The 18573-nt window shown below is 48.3% G+C and carries 13 protein-coding genes and 1 pseudogene; 6 read left to right on the top strand and 8 right to left on the bottom strand.

The window, feature by feature from the left end:
- Positions 1-539 precede the first annotated feature (539 nt).
- On the top strand, positions 540-992 hold the full coding sequence (locus IO95_RS05410; protein ID WP_023490111.1) for a ribonuclease domain-containing protein: 453 nt from the start codon (positions 540-542) through the stop codon (positions 990-992).
- 4 nt (positions 993-996) lie between these two features.
- Positions 997-1302 (top strand): barstar family protein, encoded by a 306-nt coding sequence (locus IO95_RS05405; protein WP_023490110.1) that lies wholly within the window; start codon positions 997-999, stop codon positions 1300-1302.
- A 33-nt stretch (positions 1303-1335) separates the two neighbouring features.
- Here IO95_RS05405 and yjgA read toward each other — a convergent pair whose 3' ends face one another.
- Complete coding sequence (gene yjgA, locus IO95_RS05400; RefSeq protein WP_023490109.1) at positions 1336-1884, bottom strand: ribosome biogenesis factor YjgA; 549 nt, start codon at positions 1882-1884, stop codon at positions 1336-1338.
- Between the two features lie 254 nt (positions 1885-2138).
- Here yjgA and pmbA point away from each other — a divergent pair, with 254 nt between their 5' ends.
- Complete coding sequence (pmbA, locus tag IO95_RS05395; protein WP_023490108.1) at positions 2139-3479, top strand: metalloprotease PmbA; 1341 nt, start codon at positions 2139-2141, stop codon at positions 3477-3479.
- A 125-nt stretch (positions 3480-3604) separates the two neighbouring features.
- Here the strand turns inward: pmbA and mtgA are convergent, their stop codons facing one another.
- The 4 genes from mtgA to IO95_RS05375 all read right to left on the bottom strand — a co-directional run bounded on the left by mtgA (position 3605) and on the right by IO95_RS05375 (position 8545).
- Entirely contained in the window at positions 3605-4336 is a 732-nt protein-coding gene (gene mtgA / locus IO95_RS05390) for a monofunctional biosynthetic peptidoglycan transglycosylase (RefSeq protein ID WP_037384254.1), read from the bottom strand.
- Positions 4337-4444: 108 nt separating this feature from the next.
- Entirely contained in the window at positions 4445-4780 is a 336-nt protein-coding gene (locus IO95_RS23425) for a hypothetical protein (RefSeq protein WP_051791112.1), read from the bottom strand.
- Positions 4781-5121: 341 nt separating this feature from the next.
- A complete protein-coding gene (gene arcB / locus IO95_RS05380; RefSeq protein WP_023489912.1) occupies positions 5122-7461 on the bottom strand; it encodes an aerobic respiration two-component sensor histidine kinase ArcB in 2340 nt (779 codons plus the stop codon).
- A 157-nt stretch (positions 7462-7618) separates the two neighbouring features.
- The gene (locus tag IO95_RS05375) at positions 7619-8545 is read right to left on the bottom strand and encodes a TIGR01212 family radical SAM protein (RefSeq protein ID WP_023489913.1); all 927 of its coding nucleotides are present in this window, start codon (positions 8543-8545) and stop codon (positions 7619-7621) included.
- 762 nt (positions 8546-9307) lie between these two features.
- Between IO95_RS05375 and gltB the strand changes: the two genes are divergently transcribed.
- Entirely contained in the window at positions 9308-13768 is a 4461-nt protein-coding gene (gltB, locus tag IO95_RS05370; protein ID WP_037384251.1) for a glutamate synthase large subunit, read from the top strand.
- Between the two features lie 13 nt (positions 13769-13781).
- Positions 13782-15200, top strand: a complete 1419-nt coding sequence (locus IO95_RS05365) for a glutamate synthase small subunit (protein WP_023489915.1) — start codon at positions 13782-13784, stop codon at positions 15198-15200.
- Positions 15201-15573: 373 nt separating this feature from the next.
- Here IO95_RS05365 and IO95_RS05360 read toward each other — a convergent pair whose 3' ends face one another.
- Together IO95_RS05360 and IO95_RS05355 are read right to left on the bottom strand one after the other, a co-directional pair.
- On the bottom strand, positions 15574-16143 hold the full coding sequence (locus tag IO95_RS05360; protein WP_037384177.1) for an imm11 family protein: 570 nt from the start codon (positions 16141-16143) through the stop codon (positions 15574-15576).
- Positions 16144-16596: 453 nt separating this feature from the next.
- Positions 16597-17166 (bottom strand): hypothetical protein, encoded by a 570-nt coding sequence (locus IO95_RS05355; RefSeq protein WP_037384172.1) that lies wholly within the window; start codon positions 17164-17166, stop codon positions 16597-16599.
- A 194-nt stretch (positions 17167-17360) separates the two neighbouring features.
- On the opposite strand from IO95_RS05355, the pseudogene IO95_RS25050 reads away from it, so the two are divergent.
- Positions 17361-17441: pseudogene (locus tag IO95_RS25050) on the top strand (IS1 family transposase); the annotation flags it as partial.
- 121 nt (positions 17442-17562) lie between these two features.
- On the opposite strand, the gene IO95_RS05350 reads toward IO95_RS25050, so the two are convergent.
- Positions 17563-18468 (bottom strand): LysR family transcriptional regulator, encoded by a 906-nt coding sequence (locus tag IO95_RS05350; RefSeq protein ID WP_023489387.1) that lies wholly within the window; start codon positions 18466-18468, stop codon positions 17563-17565.
- Between the last annotated feature and the right edge of the window lie 105 nt (positions 18469-18573).

Here is an 18573-nt window from a genome sequence, read left to right as displayed (position 1 = left end):
TGATTCCTATTATTGTATTGATATTGTGTTGGTGGCATGAATCTCAATGTGTCGTTTCAACGCCACTTTCCTTGCCGGAACGGATTAATAAATCATATCCGTTGGGATGGAAGCAAGAGGCACTAACCGGGGCCAGATCGGGGTCAGAATCGCCATCTCAACTTAATTGGTGGGATATGCTTTAAATGTTTATCTCGACGAATTTTTAGCTCGAGTTAAGCTATTTTTATCGCATAACCGTTTGGCGAGTGGATGAAAATAGCCTAAAGTTTCTAATAGAGAATCAGAGCCATTTGAAGGTAAAGGGGGGCTCATCGCGATGAGATAAAAAGAAAGGTGACAGATTTAATCCTCAGATGGATTCAAGTGGGATATCCGCTGCAGCATGCATCAACCTGAGGATACAAGGTGTCAGGTGTGTTAGAAAGTGGCATGATTGATGGCGATATCTGTTGGTGCTGCCTGCCGTCAATGGCAGAGCAAATGTTACTGGGCTGTCATCCTTAATTCATTATTTTTTGCTATTAATCAGGGAATGTATGAGTAAACGTACGCTAATAGCGATGCTTATTGCTGCTGTCGCCGGTTTCAGTGTGCTATATGAGAATGAAGGGCGTGTTATCGCTCCTGTTTCTGCCCCGGCAGCAGCGGCGGAAAGCATCGATAAGCTGACAGAGCAGAAACGCGTGGTTAGCTATTTGCAGCAGCATCGGCGGCTGCCGGACTACTACATCACGAAAAAGCAGGCACGGGAGCAAGGCTGGAATTCCCGCAAAGGCGATCTCTGTTCTGTATTACCGGGTAAGGCTATTGGCGGTGACTATTTTTCAAATCGTGAACGGCAGTTACCTACTACCAACAAACGAGTATGGTACGAAGCGGATATTAACTATCAATGTGGTCACCGCGGGAGTGATCGGTTGTTGTATTCCAGTGATGGCTTGATTTTTGCCACCAATGACCATTATAAAAACTTCGTTCGAGTGGAGTGAGCCAATGGGGAAAGTAGAGTTTGATTTTAACCAGATACCAGACTTGCCAACATTCTATCGCCGCTTTGCCGAACAATTCGGATTGGGTAAAAATGGCGAATTTGGTGCCAATCTTGATGCGTTATGGGATGAGGTGACTGGCGGTATTAATCTGCCGGTGGAGATTGAATTTCTCAATCTTAATGCTCGCCGCACACGCCGTTTTGGCGCCATTATTCTGTTACTTGAGGAAGCGGAGGAAGAGCTGGAGGGTAAACTGCGGTTCAATATGCGAGAGGTCAGCAATACGCTAACCCATCACCAGGGATGAGCATCATTCATTCCTGGTGAGGCGGTGGGTGAGTTATTGTTGCGCTTCAGCCAGATCGCGCAGGTATTGAAAGATTTGGCGGAATGATTTCGGCGGCTTGTTAGCAGCCTTCTCTTTTTGCGCATTACGCACCAGTGCACGTAATTGTTGACGATCGGCTTCTGGATATAACTCCAACACCGAGGGGATGGCATCGTCACCCTCTTCCACCAGACGATCCCTCAGCGTTTCCAACTTGTGGAACAGCGAAACTTGCTGGTTATGGCGGTTCTTCAATTTATCGAGGGCGGTATTAATCGGTTCGACATCACGCGCACGTAGCATTTTACCGATCAGTTGAAGCTGGCGGCGTCGACCTTCTCTGGTGATCTTTTGTGCCAATTCTATGGCTGCGCGCAGATCTTCATCCAGCGGGATACGCTCCAGCGCATTTTTACCCAACTCGACCAGTTCGCTTCCCAAGTCTTTTAGTGTTTCAGCGTCACGTTTTATTTCGCTTTTACTGACCCAGATAATCTCGTCTTCGTCCTGGTTTTCGTTCTGCGGGACATCGTCGAGCCAGTCTTTAGGCAGTTTGTTCATGGCAGGCTCCGTTAAAAAGAGGCTAATCCTAACAGGTTGTCGGCTTTATGCGAAATTTCGTGCGGTTCCTGTTAGACTCAAACTCATCTATTCGAGTTCATTTCAGACTGCAATCTGGCATCATTTGAGCTTCCAATCTGGCATCATTTGAGCATAAATGTGCAGCCTGAAATAATTTTAGCGTGCTATTGGGTGTAAGATTATGCCGCTACGGCACTTTTTCCAACGATTCTCTGATCAATGATGGCCGACTGATGAAAGTAGTCACTCAAGTTGCAGAACAGCGCAAGGCGCTGGAACAAGCGGTTTCACAGGCTCTGGAGTTGGCGCGTGCCGGTTCCGATGGAGCAGAAGTTGCCGTGACCAAAACCACCGGTATTAGCATCAGCACCCGTTTTGGTGAGGTGGAAAACATTGAATTCAACAGCGATGGCGCATTAGGTATTACGGTTTATTGTCAAAACCGTAAAGGCAGTGCCTCGTCTACCGATCTCAGCCCAGACGCTATTTCCCGCACAGTCCAGGCGGCGTTGGACATCGCGCGTTATACCTCTTCAGATCCTAACGCAGGTCCGGCAGATAAAGAGTTACTGGCGTTTGATGCCCCTGATCTCGATCTTTTTCACCCCACAGAACTGGATGCTGACCGAGGTATTGAACTGGCGGCTCGTGCCGAACAGGCTTCACTGGCAGCCGACAAGCGGATTACCAATACCGAGGGCGGGAGTTTCAACAGCCATTACGGGATCAAGGTGTTCGGTAACAGTCATGGCATGTTGCAAGGTTACTGCTCTAGCCGCCATTCGCTCTCCAGTAGTGTGATTGCCGAGCAAGAAGGTGATATGGAGCGTGATTACGCTTATACCATTGGCCGCGCAATAGAAGATATGGCGAGCCCGGAGTGGGTGGGGCAGGAGTGCGCACGCCGCACCTTGGCCCGTCTTGCACCTCGTAAGCTGGCGACCATGAAAGCGCCAGTATTGTTCGCTTCTGAAGTGGCAACCGGTCTGTTTGGCCATTTGGTGGGTGCCATCAGTGGTAGTAGTGTTTACCGTAAGTCCACCTTCCTGCTTGATTCGCTGGGCCAACAGATCCTGCCTGCGTGGCTGACCATTGAAGAACACCCACATTTGCTGAAAGGGTTGGCTTCAACGCCTTTTGATAGCGAAGGTGTTCGCACTCAACGCCGTGATATTGTCAAAGAGGGCGTGTTGCAGACTTGGCTCCTGACTAGCTATGCGGCACGTAAGCTGGGGTTGCGTAGCACTGGTCATGCCGGAGGGATCCACAATTGGCGCATAGCCGGGCAAGGGGATGATTTTGCTGGCATGCTTAAGCAGCTAGGGACAGGGCTGGTGGTCACTGAGTTAATGGGGCAGGGGGTCAGCGGTATTACCGGCGATTATTCCCGTGGTGCTGCTGGTTTCTGGGTTGAAAACGGCGAGATCCAATATCCTGTCAGTGAGATCACCATTGCTGGTAATTTGAAGGATATGTTACGCAATATTGTGAGTATCGGTAGTGATATTGAAACACGTAGCAATATTCAATGTGGTTCTGTTCTGTTGCCAGAAATGAAAATCGCCGGGCAGTGATGCCCAACGATAATAAAATGTACCGGCATCGGTAATAAACATTGCTAATAAACATCAGTAGTTGAGTTGTCGAGTATTTAGCATCATAGGGGCGCACCAGAGCGCCCCTATGGTGAAATCGTCGGTCAATTCAGTTCATTTTCCTTGAGGAAGCTCTTTCCTCCGAGTTGCTGCATTTGGTGCAAAATCCATTGTTGTCGCTGAATCACATAGCGAGAAGGGGCATTCACTTTAAAACGATGCGGGTTAGGCAACACGGCTGCCAGCAAGGCCGCCTCGGAAGAGGTTAGGCGTATCGCGGGCTTGTTGAAAAAGCGTTGTGCTGCCATTTCTACACCAAAAATTCCGTCACCGAATTCGGCGATATTCAGGTAAACGGTTAAGATACGGCGCTTGGCCCAGGCAAGTTCAATACCTGTTGTTAATCCAGCTTCCAGCCCCTTGCGTAGCCAACTACGGCCATCCCACAAGAACAGGTTCTTTGCTGTTTGTTGCGATAGTGTAGAGGCGCCACGGATAGACGTCTGGTTTTTTTCATTATGGCTGATGGCCTTTTCGATGGCATCAATATCGAATCCCCAGTGGTCAGGGAACTTTTGATCTTCAGAAGCCATCACGGCCAAGGCCATATTGGGTGAAATATCATTCAGTGCAACCCAGTCGGAATGGGCCACATAACGGAAATTACCACTGAGCCAGGCGCTGACTTGTCGTTCCACCATTACGGCGGAAAATGGTACAGGCAGAAAAGCAAACAGGATAATGCCTGCCAACCATAAGCCCATGAGGGTTATGGCACCACGTTTTGCCCAAGACCACAGGCGAGGCAATAGGGTTTTGCGTGAAAGTATTCTCATTTCGTTAAATTCAACACTCACTTGTCTCGATATCATCGACAGAGAAAATCACCTTTTCCCTACCCAGGTTATCCATCACGTTATCAAGAGAGGGAACGATTCCAATGGTCAGACGTGAATTTTGGGCAATAAAACAAAGGGAAAGCAGATAAGTTCTATTGTTTTACCTATCTTATGCATTGGTTGAGTAAGTTTGGCTAAATATTTATCAGCCAAATATTCAGCACCATCATTAGTAAAATCACTCAAATTCTTTACCCCAGTGCATCCACCAAGAGCGATTACCCCACCCAATTGATTAGCATCTGTTTGTGATAGGCGATAAATTTCTCTTCGGATAATCGATGTCGCCGCAAAAAAAACGTCACATTGCCCGGGTATTTTATCGCTGGATAACTGTTTAATTATAGGTTGTTGCTCTCTTTTTGTATAAAAAGAAACCACTGGTATACCAATATCATCTTATGCGATTAACGTAAGGAACACTTTATGGATCTGGGCACTATCATCAATAGCTAACCACTTAGCACGATACTCACTCGCTTGATTGCGGCTCTCCCGGTTAGGATGACCTATCAAGGTGGACTTAGTGTTTACAAATAATAAGTACATCACATTTTTTAATGAATCTTCTAACGAGAACACTTACATTTGCTATGTTGTTCACTGTATGATGTGCATGAGTTATTTAAGACCTGTTCGACAGAACACGCAATACCAATGTACAGGTAGTCGATTTCCCTGGTGTTGGCGCAATACTTCGCGCACCCCGGCTTCGGTCGGGGTCATTTTTTTTCAGCGCTCTCTACCCAAGCACGTAACATCGCTACGTCATTGCGCCATTCTTGTTTCAACTCATCGACCCAATCCTGCACGTTATCCCACCAAGCTGGTAAGGTTGGCGTCTGGATCTGCTGTGCCAATTGCTGCAAATGTTTAAGTCCTACGGAACCAGCGGCACCTTTGATTTTATGCCCCTCTTCAGCGATCCCTTTTTGGTCGCGTGCGGTCATATTGGAATCCAGCAGCGCCAGATAACCTGGCATCATCTGTTCAAACATGGCCAGGCTTTGATGAATCAACTGAGGCCCAACCAGCTCTATGTATTGCTCCAACATAGTGGTATCCAGAAACGACTCATTAATCTGCATCGGTTCTTGCTCCGTTTTCTTTAGGGTATGTAGCGGTTGATGATCCCAATAATGTTTAATCATCGCGGTTAGGGCGGGTACTGATAACGGTTTGCTCAGCACATCGTCTATACCTGCAGCCAGATACTCTTTTTTGTCTTTCAATACGTTAGCTGTCAAGGCAATCAATGGGGGCAGGGTGCGGTGAGCATAACGCTCGCGTAATATGCGTGCGATATCCAGTCCAGTCATATCCGGCAATTGTATATCCAGCAATACCAGATCAAATTCATCAGGGTCAAACATCGCTAGCGCATCATGGCCATTCATCGCGACTTCTACGCTGTTTCCCAGTTTTTCCAACACCGAGCAGGCAACGGTGACGTTCAGCTCAATATCTTCCACCAACAGGATATGCAGTGCTGGCAGTGGTAGCTCTTCCTCAACCTCTATCTGGTCCTCTGTCGGTTCCATGGCTGGAGAGACGATGGTCAAGGTAAAGCAGGAACCCTGCCCCGGTGCGCTTTTTACCGTAATATCCCCGCCCATACTCTGTGCCAGCCGTTTAGAAACCGCCAGACCGATACCGGTTCCCGTCGCTGGGTGGCCACCATGCTGGTCTTTGACCTGGTAGTACATGGCGAAAATTTTCTCTTGTTCTTCCAGCGGGATCCCCATGCCAGAGTCTTCCACTTCAAACACCAGCCGTTTTTGCTCCTCATACTTGATGCGTACGACGATTTGCCCCTGCTGCGTGAATTTCACCGCATTGCCGATCAGATTCCACAGGATCTGACGCAAGCGCGTGCCGTCAGCCATGACTTGAGCTGGTAGTGGCAGTTGCGGTTCCATCACCAATTGCAGCCCTTTGGGCTGGGCTAATAGGCCGGAAAGATTCTCCAGATCCGCTAGAAAACCGGTAAAATCGACGGGCTGATTATCAAGCTGTACTTTGTTGCGTTCGAGTTTATCCATCTCGATGACGTCATTGAAAATATTACCCAGGGTAATGGCGCTGACATGGATAGTTTTCAGGTATTTCAGTTGTTCGTCGTTCAATTCGGTATCGAGCAGAATGCGGCTTAATCCGACAATGCCGTTCAGCGGTGTACGCAGCTCATGGCTGATCGTGGATATGAAGGTGGTCTTTTCCCGGCTGGCGTTCTCTAAGGCGTCTTGGTAACGCTTGCGTTCGGTGATATCACGGCCAAAGCCCATCAACCCGTGGCGTTTACCGACGCGGTCATAAAAGGGCACTTTACGTAGTTCAAAACAGGCTTTGCGCCCATCGGGATAGACCAGCCATTGTTCATAAGTCAGAGAGACATTGTGGTGGAAGACTTTTTCATCGGTTTCGATGATTTTTTCCGCGACCTCTTTGCTGTACACCTCAAAGGGGGTAAGACCAATCAATTGTTTTTCACTTTTGCCGGTTAACAGTTCCATTGCCCGGTTGCAGCCGGAGAACTGTCTAACTTCGTTACGGTAGTAAACCAAATCTGGTGAAGCATCGAGAAAGGAACGCAATAGAACGGACTGTTGTTCGAACTCCACCTGGGCAATTTCACGCTGTTCCATCTCTTTGGTCAGTTTATCCATCACCTGGTGGCGCTCTTCTTCCGCTTTGATACGGTCAACAATTTCCTGATTGAGTTGGGTGATGTTCTCTGTCATCTGTTGATTCAGGGTGAGATCACGGTGGCGCATTTCTTCCAGTTTATCCACCAGCCGAGCCAAGCGTTGTCGCGACTCTTCCAGTTGTTCCACCACCACGGAAAGAAAATAGACTGCCAAAGGGGTGATGACTAAACCGAACAGGATAGAAGGGAGAATATCGTGCATTTCTACCCGACCACTCAACAGCATGGTGACCGCTATCTGTACCACCATGGCCAGAATCACCAGCGCGGAAGCCAGTAACAGCGAAAAGCGCACCAGCCCTAGTTTTACCATTAAATCAACATAATACTGCGCTAACATCCGGATTTGCTTCATGAGCTATTCCTAGCAGAGGTCAGTGGTTTTCAGTTGCAGTCAACAACGCGACAGCATGATTGATGACGGATATAAATCATACCGCAAAATAGGGTGGAAATAAGCAACCTTACAATGAAGTGTGGGAGTGATTGCAAATTACTACCCGGTAGTCAGTCTAGGGATGATAGCGCTGGTCTGAACTCAGGGCAGAACCTTGTCCACCTTGGTTCAGGAGATAGCCCCCTACAGCCTGCATACCATTCCAGCGGTTTTCGCACCATAACGGGGCCAGTAAGGTGGGGCGGCGTGCACTGGCGGAAATACGGTGGTAAATAATCTCTTTAGGCGTATGGCGGATCATTTCACCGGCGCTGAAAGCATACTCTTCCAGGGGCAACTCGGGCAGACGCCCGGCCTGCCAGGCTCGTGCCATAATACTACCGGTGACAATATGTAGTGGGTGCAGCTTGATACCCTCAACCCCGCAGTCAATGACCGCTTGTAGTGTAGACAGGTGTTGCTGGTGTGTTTCCCCTGGTAGGCCAACAATCAGGTGGCAGCAGACTTTCAGACCGCGTTGGCGTGCCAGGCGTGTGGTCTGCTGATAACAGGCGAAGTCGTGACCACGGTTGATACGTTTGAGGGTCTTATCCTGTGCCGTTTGTAGCCCTAACTCCAGCCATACTTCAAAACCTTGTTCACGATAACTGGCCAGTAGATCAAGCGCCGCTGTGGGCACACAATCTGGCCGGGTGCCGACACAGATACCGATGATCTCTGCCTGCATCAGCGCCTGCTGATACATATTGGCCAGCAGTTCGACTTCCGCATAGGTACTGGTATAGGCCTGGAAATAGGCCAGATAGCGTTTTGCCCGATTGACCTTTTTCGCCTGAATGGCTAACTGCGCGGCGATAGTTTGCTGTTGCATCTGTTCGTCGGCAAACGAGGCCACGTTGCAGAAAGTACAACCTCCCCTTCCTAGCGTGCCATCACGATTTGGGCAGCTAAACCCACCATGCAGCGTGAGTTTATGGATTTTTTCACCATAACGGCGTTGAAGATCGCTGCCAAACATATTGACTAGCTGTGGCAACTGCATAATTCTGAGGTCTCTCTGTGTTTAAAACGGGGGATGATGCCTGTCGTCATTCAAGTTACAGAGAGGCGGGCAGCCCGGTGTATGCTGCTTGTCATGTCAGTCCCCTAGGTATAACCAGAAAAGACTTTCCCTGCGATGACCGAGATCAACGCTTTTCTTTAAAGGCGGAAAATTACATAACTATTCATCATTAGTGCAAATAAACTCATTAGAGTGGTAATTAAATTTGCTAATCCTCATCGTTGGGTTAAGTTATTTATGGCATAACAGTGAAAAATAGTTACAAATAATAATTACTATGCCTTTATAAGAGTAATAATCTGAATATATCACTTTAATCAGCATGCTTAAGAGATGTGATGGGGAAAGTATAGTGATGTCGCTCACGTTTTTCACTCTACTCATCTGCCTTTTCATTACGGTCAAAAATGCTAAAATATTTTATTTTTCAGATGATTAATTGCTGTTTCTAGCGTGAAAGCCGCTGTGTAAGCGATATTTGACCTGAGTATCCTTTCTCGCTAAGTTGGGAGTCCGCTGGAAAGCTTTCTTGGCGGGCAAATATCTCGTCATAATTATGCATTAACTTAAGACCCCCTCTTAGAACAAGTTAGCTACCACTTGTGAATCTTTTCACCAGAGGCCATTGATAGAGGGCGGAAAAGCAGATTGTCGATCTTGACCTTGCTGATTGGACTTCTTGGGAAGCCCCCTCGCAGTAGGTTGTAAGCGTTACACAGAGCCCGGGGAGGTTCATTGATGATGTTGTACGATAAATCCCAAGAGAGGGACAACTGTGGTTTCGGCCTGATTGCCCATATAGAAGGCGAACCTAGCCACAAGGTAGTGCGTACTGCGATCCACGCACTGGCTCGTATGCAGCACCGTGGTGCTATTCTCGCTGATGGTAAGACAGGGGATGGTTGTGGTTTGTTATTGCAAAAACCTGACCGTTTTTTCCGCATGGTGGCGGAAGATCGCGGTTGGCGCTTAGCTAAAAACTATGCAGTAGGGATGATGTTCCTCAGTCAGGACGAAGAGCAGGCCCGTGCCAGCCGCCGTATTGTTGAAGAGGAGCTGCAGAACGAAACACTGTCGATTGTCGGTTGGCGTGAGGTTCCCACCAACCCGGATGTGCTGGGTGAGATAGCGCTCTCTTCTTTGCCGCGTATTGAGCAGATTTTCGTTAATGCTCCCGCAGGCTGGCGTCCACGGGATATGGAGCGTCGCCTTTTTGTCGCCCGCCGCCGTATTGAGAAGCGCGTGGAGGATAATGACTTTTATGTCTGCAGTTTCTCCAACTTGGTGACGATCTATAAAGGCTTGTGTATGCCGGCAGATCTACCGCGCTTCTATCTCGATTTGGCAGATCTGCGTTTGGAATCTGCTATTTGCCTGTTCCATCAGCGTTTTTCTACCAATACCGTGCCGCGTTGGCCTTTGGCGCAGCCATTTCGCTATCTGGCGCACAACGGTGAGATCAACACCATTACCGGTAACCGCCAGTGGGCGCGGGCTCGTGCCTATAAATTCAAAACGCCACTGATTCCGGATCTGCGCGATGCCGCGCCGTTTGTTAATGAAACCGGTTCTGACTCCAGTTCGCTGGATAATATGCTGGAACTGTTCCTCAGTGGGGGAATGGACTTAATCCGCGCTATGCGCCTGTTGGTGCCACCAGCTTGGCAAAACAACCCGGATATGGATGCTGACTTACGCGCCTTCTTTGACTTCAACTCGATGCATATGGAGCCGTGGGATGGCCCGGCAGGTATCGTGATGTCCGATGGCCGCTATGCAGCCTGTAACCTGGATCGTAACGGTCTACGCCCGGCACGTTATGTGATCACCAAAGATAAATTGATTACCTGTGCGTCAGAAGTGGGTATTTGGGATTACCAGCCCGATGAAGTGGTGGAAAAAGGCCGTGTAGGTCCCGGTGAGTTGATGGTGATTGATACTCGCACGGGTCAGATTTTGCATTCTGCCGAAACCGACAATGACCTGAAAAGTCGCCACCCCTATAAAGAGTGGATGGAGAAAAACGTTAAGCGTCTGGTGCCGTTTGAAGATCTGCCGGATGATCAGGTGGGCAGCCGTGAAATGGATGATGCCACCCTGGAGACTTACCAGAAGCAGTTTGGTTACAGCAGTGAAGAGCTTGAACAGGTGGTTCGAGTGTTGGGGGATATGGGCCAGGAAGCAACCGGCTCAATGGGGGACGATACCCCATTTGCGGTGTTGTCCAGCCGTCCACGCATTATTTATGATTACTTCCGCCAGCAGTTTGCCCAGGTGACTAACCCACCTATCGACCCATTACGTGAAGCGCATGTGATGTCATTGGCCACCAGTATTGGTCGTGAAATGAACGTGTTCTGTGAAGCCGAAGGTCAGGCCCACCGTTTGAGCTTTAAATCCCCGATTCTGCTGTATTCAGATTTCAAGCAGCTCACCACGCTGGAAGGTGAATACTATCGAGCCGATATTCTTGATCTGACCTTTGATCCGGCAGAAGCAGAATTGGAGCAGGTTATCCGTTCTTTGTGTGATGAAGCAGAGCGTAAGGTGCGTAGTGGGGCGGTATTGCTGGTGCTGTCTGACCGCGCTATCAGCAACCAGCGTTTGCCTGTTCCTGCACCAATGGCCGTGGGGGCGATTCAGACCCGGCTGGTGGAAAAAAGCCTGCGTTGTGATGCTAACCTTATCGTAGAAACCGCCAGCGCCCGTGATCCTCACCACTTTGCGGTACTGTTGGGTTTTGGTGCCACCGCAGTTTACCCCTATTTAGCTTATGAAAGTTTAGCCAAGCTGGTAGATGACCGGGCGATCGATAAAAAACACCGCGATGTAATGCTGAACTACCGCAATGGCATTAATAAGGGGCTCTACAAGATCATGTCCAAAATGGGCATTTCCACTATTGCCTCTTACCGTTGCTCGAAATTGTTTGAAGCGGTTGGCCTGCACCGTGAGTTGTCTGATTTGTGTTTTCAAGGGGTGGTCAGCCGTATTGGTGGTGCCAACTTTATTGATTTTCAACAAGATTTGCAGAATTTGAGCAAGCGCGCCTGGATGAAACGTAAACCGTTGGAGCAGGGCGGGTTGCTAAAATTTGTTCATGGTGGGGAATATCACGCTTATAACCCTGATGTTGTCAATTCATTGCAGCAGGCAGTACACAGTGGCGAATACCGTGATTACCTGGCCTATGCCAAGCTGGTAAATCAACGCCCAATAGCTACGTTGCGTGACTTGTTGGCCATCAAACCGCAACAGACGGCTATTCCGGTTGAGCAGGTTGAAGCGGCTGAGTCACTGTTTAAGCGCTTTGATACGGCGGCGATGTCCATTGGGGCACTCAGCCCGGAAGCACACGAATCACTGGCGATAGCGATGAATAGCCTGGGGGGCTTCTCCAATTCCGGTGAAGGGGGTGAAGATCCAGCGCGTTATGGCACTAACAAAGTGTCTCGTATCAAGCAGGTGGCATCTGGCCGTTTTGGTGTCACCCCGGCTTACCTGATTAACGCTGATGTGATCCAGATTAAAGTGGCTCAAGGGGCCAAGCCCGGTGAAGGGGGGCAATTACCCGGGGATAAAGTTACCCCTTACATTGCTAAATTACGTTATTCCGTACCGGGCGTAACGCTGATTTCACCACCTCCTCATCACGATATTTATTCCATCGAAGATTTGGCTCAGTTGATCTTTGATCTTAAGCAGGTCAATCCACAGGCCATGATTTCGGTGAAGCTGGTTTCAGAGCCGGGGGTCGGGACTATCGCGACTGGGGTGGCGAAAGCCTATGCTGACCTGATCACCATTGCTGGCTATGACGGTGGTACGGGGGCCAGTCCGCTTTCATCGGTCAAGCACGCAGGTTGCCCGTGGGAACTGGGGCTGGTGGAAACTCAGCAGGCGCTGGTGGCTAATGGTCTGCGTCATAAAATTCGCCTACAGGTGGACGGCGGCCTGAAAACCGGTGTTGATATTGTTAAAGCGGCGATCCTGGGGGCAGAAAGCTTTGGTTTTGGTACCGGGCCGATGGTGGCGCTGGGTTGTAAATACCTGCGAATTTGCCACCTGAATAACTGTGCGACAGGGGTTGCGACCCAGGATGAAAAATTGCGCCGTGATCACTATCACGGTCTGCCAGAGCGGGTGGTTAACTATTTCCACTTTATCGCCCGTGAAACCCGCGAAATTATGGCGGAATTGGGTGTTAGCCAACTGGTTGACTTGATTGGCCGCACCGATCTGCTTAACGAACTGGATGGGATTACGGCGAAACAGAGCAAGCTGGATCTGTCGCCGTTGCTGCAAACCGCGACACCTCATGCAGGTAAAGCGCCGTTTTGTACCGAAAGCAGTAACCCGCCATTCGATCACGGCGTGCTAAACAAAGCGTTGCTGGCGCAGGCGTTGCCGCATGTTGAAGCCAAGCAAAGTAAGACGCTCTACTTTGATATCTGCAATACTGACCGTTCGGTTGGTGCAACCCTGTCAGGGGCAATTGCCGCGCGGCATGGTGACCAGGGCATCGCTGCCGACCCGATCAAAGTGCATTTTTCCGGGACTGCTGGGCAGAGTTTTGGTGTATGGAATGTCGGTGGGGTTGAACTGACCCTGACCGGGGATGCCAACGACTATGTGGGTAAAGGGATGGCTGGTGGCCGTATTGCCGTGCGTCCGCCAGTGGGGTCATTCTTCCGCAGTCATGAAGCGAGCATTGTGGGTAACACCTGCCTATATGGTGCCACCGGGGGCAAGCTGTTCGCGGCAGGCCGTGCGGGTGAACGTTTCGCGGTGCGTAACTCCGGCGCCATTACCGTGGTCGAAGGAATTGGCGATAACGGTTGTGAATACATGACCGGGGGGATTGTTTGTGTCCTCGGTAAAACCGGCATTAACTTTGGTGCGGGAATGACCGGCGGTTTCGCCTATGTCTTGGATGAAGACGGTGAGTTTCGTAAACGTGTTAACCCAGAACTGGTGGAAGTCTTGGCTGTTGACCAACTGGCCATCCATGAAGAACACCTGCGTGGTTTGATTACCGAACATGTACAGGCGACCGGTTCCTCACGCGCAGAAGAGATCCTGGCGAATTGGCCGGAATGGGCAGCGAAGTTTGCGTTGGTCAAACCGAAGTCCAGTGATGTGAAGGCATTGTTGGGTCACCGTAGTCGCAGCGCCGCTGAGCTGCGGGTTCAGGCACAGTAAGAGGTCATATTGAATGAGTCAGAATGTTTATCAATTTATCGACCTACAGCGTGTTGATCCGCCAAAGAAACCGCTGAAGATCCGTAAAGTCGAGTTTGTTGAGATTTACGAACCGTTTTCAGAAACCCAGGCGAAAGCACAAGCTGACCGTTGCCTGTCATGTGGCAACCCTTATTGTGAGTGGAAATGCCCGGTTCATAACTATATCCCCAACTGGCTGAAGCTGGCGAATGAAGGGCGGATTATGGAGGCGGCGGATCTGGCGCACCAGACCAACAGCCTGCCAGAGGTTTGTGGCCGCGTTTGTCCGCAAGATCGCTTGTGTGAGGGATCCTGTACGCTGAATAGCGAGTTTGGTGCCGTCACCATTGGTAACATTGAGCGTTATATCAGTGATAAAGCCATCGAAATGGGGTGGCGGCCAGACATGACTCATGTTCATCCCAGCGGTAAAACGGTGGCTATCATTGGGGCAGGCCCGGCGGGCTTGGCTTGTGCGGATGTGCTGGCGCGTAACGGTGTGAAGGCGGTGGTTTATGATCGCCATCCAGAAATCGGTGGCCTGCTCACTTTTGGCATTCCCTCGTTTAAGCTGGAAAAAGAGGTGATGATCAAGCGTCGCGAAATTTTCAGCACCATGGGTATCGAATTTCAGCTCAATACGGAAATCGGTAAAGATATCGCCATGGATAAACTGCTGAGTGACTACGACGCGGTGTTCGTTGGTGTTGGCACTTATCAGTCGATGCGAGGCGGCTTGGAAAACGAAGCTGCTCCGGGCGTTTATGATGCACTGCCGTACCTGGTCGCCAATACCAAGCAGTTGATGAAGTACTCTGCACAGCCGGATGAGCCTTATATCGACCTGTCCGGCAAACGTGTTGTGGTACTCGGTGGTGGTGATACCGCGATGGACTGCGTGCGTACTGCTATTCGCCAGGGGGCGACGCAGGTCACCTGTGCCTACCGCCGTGATGAAGTCAATATGCCGGGGTCCCGGCGTGAAGTGAAAAATGCGCGCGAGGAGGGGGTTGAATTTAAATTCAACTTGCAGCCATTAAGCATTGAGGTGAATAGTGCTGGCCGTGTGGCGGGGATTAAAATGGTGCGCACACAATTAGGGGCTGCGGATGCCAACGGTCGCCAGGTTGCTGAACAAGTGCCCGGCTCAGAGCATGTGATTGATGCTGATGCGGTCATTATGGCCTTTGGGTTCCGGCCTCATTCGATGGGGTGGTTGAGTGAGCAAGGGGTACAGTTTGATGGGCAGGGCCGTATATTGGCACCGGAGTCCGTTGATTGTGCTTTCCAGACCAGTAATCCTAAAATCTTCGCTGGTGGTGATGCCGTTCGTGGTTCTGACTTGGTGGTCACGGCGATTGCCGAAGGGCGTAAGGCTGCTGAGGGGATCCTCAGTTATCTCGAGGTTTAGTAGTGTATTAAGCCCTCTTTTTGCCGAGGGTCTTAGCACAGCTTGATAAGGCAGAGGCACCTTTTGGGTGCCCTCTGCTCAACCGAGTTGGTGTCTGGTGCTCAAACGAAATAGTGGGCGATTTCAAGATAACATTGGCTGTAGCTTGTGGTTTAATGCCAAGCTGCTGCGTCTTCATCGCCTCCTCATGCCCCGCCCAAGTGATTCAAGCGAAAACCCAGCTCGGAGAATAGAACGCAGAATCCGGTTGATCTTCGGCAAAGAGGATAACGGTTTTACGATGTCAAAGAGCAAGTAACTATCATTCATTAACTGTACAAAACTGTACACGTGGTGGTTAGACAGCTTGAGATGGATTAAGCCCTGACATAATCTAGAATGGGTACGGCAGGGGACGAAAATCAATATTCATTCCCGCTGTCTCACATAAAGACTTCATTTCCTCAGATGAAATCACTTTATTTAGTTCTTTTTCATCCCGGCAAAGAGAAAAATCATCATCTACTTTCTTCATAACAAAATCTTCAAGCTTGAATTTTTTTAATTTAGGATAAAAATTTATTGGCTTCTTGGTTTTATCAATAATATCTATATATTTAACTACCTTCATAATATAAAACCCCTTAACATCATCTCCGATGTAATCCAGGATGTTATGACCAGAATATGTTAATGTACATTCTGAAAAAATAACTTCACTGGGACATATTTTAGTTAAAAAGTCCATAAAATTATGAGAAACCACCTTGATTCCTGATAAGGTATCTATAATGTCAGTGAATATAAGAGACTCAGGAGGAAAGTCATTGGCAATAAATGTTCCATTATAATTGATATTATTATCAAATATGTCGTTATTTACCCTAATAGCATCCTCATAATTTGTTTCTTGTAAGCAGGCATCAGGATGATACTTAAAACTTGATACTAACGAATAAAACATTTTAATCTCCATTAACACGGTTTTGCTAAGGTTAAAGCCCCTGTACTCAGAAAAGGTCTATATCTCAGTTGTAACTGGCGTATTTTCAACGCCGCGCATTTTTTGCTACAATTGTTTGCATTAACAGTTTTTTCTAGTGCATTAAGTTCATCGAGTATCGCTGCATTATAGTCGCAATTTCCTGCTTCTCGCCATCTCGCACAAGGGTTAAACTCTTACCTCGCAAAAACTGTCACCGAGCCTCAACCTTATCCGGCCATACAACTCGGTTCGGAGACCAAAAATCAGAGCCTGGTTGATCTTCGCAAATGAAAACAGGGTTAGTTTACGATGTCAAAGAACGGGGACATCAGGTTAAGTGGTAATGTCAGGGAGGCAAGAACGTCCGCCGGATACAGTTCAACTTACACTCTCCTCTATTGAAATGGCTATGATATATTTTTATTTCAAATATCAATCTAAATTCTTTGCTCCATCAAAAATACGTGGCAAAGGAGAATATCCGGTGCCAAGTATATATTTTATCTGTTCGGTCTGTGTTTTTATAATTAAATCTCGTATGCTTTCCCCTGTATATCTAATAGAAAAGCAATCAGAGTCGACGAAAAAAAACTTAAAAATATTTCCGTTGCTAGCCCAAACCAGGAAATCACCATTAATACTTCTTCCATATATAATTATATTGCTTATGTGTTCAACTAAAAATTCACTTTCTTTGTCCAGAGGTTCAAGGCAGTCAATGTCTCCTATATTAAACCCATCATCAATCGCAGGTTGTAACTTTGAGTTAAATGCATTTTTATTTTGAATTATTCTGTTATGAAGGCCACTGTAATTTTTAAGGGTAATTGGGGTGTCTATAATAAAAAAACCATTTGATGTACCTATTCCATAATAAGATGTAAATTCAACATATGAATCTGGAAATATTATTCCAATATCTTTTTGGCTTTTTAATACCATATCAGATGTTGGTACATATGTTATTGATTTTGAATTAAATAGAGTTTCTATTTGTGACATAGTTCTTCCTTATATTATTTTCTATTTTGAAACAATCCGTTGGATATTGTTGCTCTAACTGTGAATCTCCCATCTGGTGTAACTGCGGTCATTGCTATTGCTGAAGGAATTAAGTTATCACCAATGTAAACTGGGTCAAGTATTCAATGTGTTGAGTGCAGTGTAAAATCTCTGCTTCTGGATGTGGGGAGAGAATGGCTAAAGTTGATGTAAGGTATCCGTTTTGTGAACAAACGGACCCTGTGAGGAAACACGGTTATGGCAAAAGAGGCCATTAGCGTTACCGTTGTCAGTCCTGCAAACGCACCTTCCAGCTCGATTATGCCTATCGCGCCAGCTTTGGTGTTGCTTTTCCAGCAAGGCAATCAGGAACGGTGGCAATCTGCTGCCCTCTGCTCAAACGAAATAGTGGGCGATTTCAAGATAACGTTGGCGGATATGTTCGATCAGCAGCCGGATCTTGCGGGGTGGCTGGCGGGTAAAAGGATAGACCGCATAGATACCAAGTTTCTTGCCGACCTGATCCAAAAGCAGTTCTACCAGATCCCCATTCATTAGGTCGTGATAGACCAGACAGCGCGGCACATACACAATGCCATGTCCTCCTAGCGCGGCTTTGCGCAGGGCGCCAGCATTGTCAGTTGAGAAATTGCCAGAAACCGACAGCAGATAGTTACCATGCTTGCCTTTGAAAGCCCATTCTGATGCCCCGGTACTCTGGTAGAGGTAATGCAAACAGTTATGAGTGAGCAAGTCATTAGGTTCATGGGGGATGCCGAAGCGCCGCACGTAGGCCGGTGCCGCGCAGATCACCCATTGTGAATCCAAGATGTGACGGGCAATGAGGTTTGAGTCGTCCATAACACTGGTGCGGATCACCAGATCAAATCCTTCCTCCACCAGATTGACAAAACGGTTCTCCAACGACATGTCTACAGTCAATCCTGGGTGCTGTTGGCAGAATTCGGCCACCGCATCAGCCAGTAGTAACTCCCCTGAAATCGTCGGTACTGATATGCGCAGATGACCGGTGAGTTTTTCTCCGTATCCTGCAACCGCATCGAAGGTTTCAAGTGCGGCAGCCTTCACATTTTTCGCACCTTGATAGAGCGTTTTACCTGCTTCACTCAGGGTAAGTTTTCGGGTGGTGCGATAGAACAATTGCACCCCAAGTTGTTCTTCAAGGCGCCCAATCCGTTTACTAACCACTGAGTTTGTAAGGGAATACTGCTCAGCAACCTTGCTGAAAGAGCCGGCTTCTACAACGTGAGCAAACAGAATAAGGTCATCAGTACTGGCCATATTAATCCACTTTTGGAACAAATATTATTCATTAACTCCATATATCGTTTAAATCGAACAGAGTAAAGTCACTTTTGCATAACAAAATAGCAACAAGGCGGGCGC

The organism is Serratia sp. DD3, assembly GCF_000496755.2.
Note: the sequence above shows the minus strand (reverse complement) of the source record. Positions and strands in the feature narration are given on the sequence as shown.